General features: G+C 69.5%; 3 protein-coding genes. 2 read left to right on the top strand and 1 reads right to left on the bottom strand.

The genetic code is table 11. From position 1 onward, the window contains the following. The coding region (locus tag ACK42S_RS16835) for an inorganic phosphate transporter (RefSeq protein ID WP_409710256.1) at positions 1 to 1,542 on the bottom strand (1,542 nt) is incomplete at its 3' end. A 228-nt stretch (positions 1,543 to 1,770) separates the two neighbouring features. On the opposite strand from ACK42S_RS16835, the gene ACK42S_RS16840 reads away from it, so the two are divergent. Together ACK42S_RS16840 and ACK42S_RS16845 are read left to right on the top strand one after the other, a co-directional pair. Then, a complete protein-coding gene (locus tag ACK42S_RS16840; protein ID WP_409710259.1) occupies positions 1,771 to 2,382 on the top strand; it encodes a TetR/AcrR family transcriptional regulator in 612 nt (203 codons plus the stop codon). Between the two features lie 61 nt (positions 2,383 to 2,443). Beyond that, positions 2,444 to 3,064, top strand: a complete 621-nt coding sequence (locus ACK42S_RS16845) for a patatin-like phospholipase family protein (RefSeq protein ID WP_409710262.1) — start codon at positions 2,444 to 2,446, stop codon at positions 3,062 to 3,064. The last annotated feature ends 44 nt before the right edge of the window (positions 3,065 to 3,108 follow it).

Below are 3,108 nucleotides of genomic sequence, written 5' to 3' on the forward strand. Positions count from 1 at the left end.
ATACAGCATGGCCGCCAGCAGCGCCGAGGCGGGCACGGTGATCACCCAGGCCGCGGCGATCTTCACCAGCTCGGAACGTTTGACCAGCTCTTCGCGATAGACCTTGCGCAGCGTCTTGCGCTCGAACTTGGTCAGCTCGGTGCCGATCGTGCGGCGCTTGAGCTGCGCGAGCATGTCGCGTTTCTTCTCGACGCTGGCGCGCGAGAACTCCTCGAGGTAGCGCTCGAGCACGCCGTCCGGGGCATCCGCGTGCTGGCTGCGGATGAACTCCAGGGCATGGGCCTGGCGCCGCTGCAGGTGCTCACGCAGGAAGCCCACGCCGAACACCGCTCCCACGGCGATGTGGGTGGAGCTCACCGGCAGGCCCAGTTGCGAGGCCACGATCACGGTCAGGGCTGCCGACATCGCGATGCAGAAGGCCCGGATCTGGTCGAGCTCGGTGATCTCGCTGCCCACCTTGCGGATCAGCTTGGGGCCGTAGAGCAGCAGGCCCAGCGAGATGCCTGCCGCGCCGACGATCATCACCCACAGCGGGATGCTGGCCTGCCCGGAGACTGCGCCGGTGCGCACCGCTTCGGCGATGGCCGCCAGCGGGCCGACGGCGTTGGCCACGTCATTGGCGCCATGGGCGAAGCTCAGCAGGGCCGCGCCGCAGATCAGCGGCAGGGTGAACAGCGAGTTGATGCCCTCGCGGGTGTTGGGCAGCATTGTGGCGCGCACCTGCACCCACTGCCGCACCAGGCCCCAGGCGGCCAGGCCCAGGCCGGCACCGATCGCCAGGGCCAGCGGGAAATCCACCTTCCACACGCGACTGAGGCCCTTGAGCATCAGGTAGGACGAGAAGGCCCAGGTCATGAGGCCGATCAGCACCGGCACGGTGCGCCGCGCTGCGCCGACCATGTCGTCACGAAAGACGATGCTGTGCTTGATCCAGTAAAGGAAGGCGGCGGCGATCAGCCCGCCCAGCACCGGCGAGATGACCCAGCTCGCGGCGATCTCGCCCAGCTGGGCCCAGTTGGCCGCCTTCACGCCGCCGGCGGCCACCCCGGCCCCCAGCACCGCGCCGATGACGGAATGCGTGGTGGACACCGGCGCGCCCACGGCCGTGGCCACGTTCAGCCAGATCGCGCCGGCCAGCAGCGAGGCCGTCATCAGCCACAGGAAGCGGTCGGTGCCCCCGATGGCCTCGGGGCGGATGATGCCCTTCTGGATCGTGTTGACCACGTCGCCGCCGGCGATCAGCGCGCCGGCGGCTTCGAAGACGGCGGCGATGAGGAGCGCGCCCACCATCGAGATGGCGCGCGAGCCCACGGCCGGGCCGACGTTGTTGGCCACGTCGTTGGCGCCGATGTTCATCGCCATGTAGCCGCCGATCACGCTGGCGGCCACCAGCAAGGTGGCATGGGGGCCGCTCACCCCCAGAGACAGGCTGGTGTAGAGCAAGATGCCCACAGCAAAGAGCAGGCCTACCCCCAGCCGGAAGGAGTCGTTGCGGCCACGGCGGGTGGCCTTCTCGATCTTGGCGATGTTCTTGAATTCCATGTCGCAGGGCCCGGCAGACGGGCAGATGACGCCACGATGACGGTTTCGTGACAGGCGCGATTCTCGCTGAAGCACCAGGCTCCCCCTGCCGTTCGGGGCAGAGGGGCCCGGGGCCGGGCGGCCACCGGCCCCCCCACGGCGGCGGCGCAGGCGCGTACCATCACGGCTTTTCACCGGGCCTCGTTTCGCTGTGCAGTCCGGCATGGCCGGGGACCGGCCCGCCACGCCATGACCGAACCCATCCCGAAGAAAAAGAGCGAGCGCACGCTCAGCGCCATCGTCAACACTGCGCTGGAGCTGGCGATCACCCAGGGGCTGTCCAGCATGTCGCTGGGCGAGGTGGCCAAGCGCCTGGGCATCAGCAAGAGCGGGGTGTTCGTGCGTACCGGCTCGGTGGAGAACCTGCAGGACCTGGTGCTGGCACGCTACGAGCAGCTCTTTGCCGAGCACGTCTTCCTGCCGGCGTTGCAGGCCCCGCGCGGCCTGCCCCGGCTGGACCGCATCATGGAGCTGTGGATTGGCCGCGGCGTGGGCCGCCGGTCCATGGCCGGCTCGCTGCATGCGGTGGCGGCTTTCGACCTGCACCCGATGGAGTCGCCGCTGCGCAAAAAGGTGCGCGCCGGGGTGGCGCGCTGGCGCAAGACCCTGGCGCGCACGGTCTTGCAGGCCATCGAGGAGGGGCATCTGCGCCCCGAGACCGAGCCGGCCCAACTCGTGTGGGAGATGAACACGCTGATGCTTGGCTACTTCCACGACCTGCATTTCCTGCGCGAGCGCAAGGCCGCCGAGCGCACCTGGGACGCCTACCAACGACTGATTTCGACGTACAAGTGCCAGTGAAACCGCGCACTTAGGGAATGTGAGTGTTCGCTGGCGTGGTCCGCTGCGCACAATTGGTGCCATGACTTTGGGCACTGCTTTTGGTTCTTTGCTCGATGCGCCGGACGAGCAGGCCGCTGCGCCGCGCACCGCCTTGGTGTTGATGGGGGGCGGGGCCCGCACGGCCTACCAGGTCGGGGTGTTGCAGGGGCTGGCCGAATTGCTGGGCTCGCCCACCGGGGGCTGGTTCGACATCCTGGTGGGCACGTCGGCCGGCGCGCTGAACGCCGCCTGCCTGGCCGACCAAGCGCCGGTGGGGGCGGTGGCGGTGGATCGACTGGCGCGCTTGTGGACGGGCTTGCACGCCGATCAGGTCTACCGGGTCCAGCCGTGGCGGATGACGCCGGGGATGCGCTGGGCCGGCCTGATCTCGCCGGCGTGGTTGTTGCGTCGGCTGCCGCGCTGGCTGCTCGACCCGGCACCGCTGGCGGCCTTGCTCGGCCGGGTGGTGCGCCCTGCACGCATTGCGCAGGCCTTGGCCCAGGGGCACTTGCAGGCCTGGGCCGTGACTGCCTCCAGTTACACCAGTGGATTGCACTGGACTTTTTTCCAAACCGGCGAGCGCTGGCGTCGGCCGGCGTGGCGGCGCCCCGGCCGCCGCGCGGGCTCGCAAGTCATCGGGCCCAAGCACCTGCTGGCGTAGACGGCCCTCCCTTCCCTGTTTCCCGCCGTGCCCCTGGAGGTGGA

It is taken from the genome of Caldimonas sp., from assembly GCF_046289365.1.
GTDB lineage: Bacteria > Pseudomonadota > Gammaproteobacteria > Burkholderiales > Burkholderiaceae_C > Caldimonas.

Bases quoted from the DNA above. Each gene is read 5' to 3' on its own strand.
- ACK42S_RS16840 (WP_409710259.1), top strand. From the start codon at position 1,771: ATGACCGAACCCATCCCGAAGAAAAAGAGCGAGCGCACGCTCAGCGCC.
- ACK42S_RS16845 (WP_409710262.1), top strand. From the start codon at position 2,444: ATGACTTTGGGCACTGCTTTTGGTTCTTTGCTCGATGCGCCGGACGAG.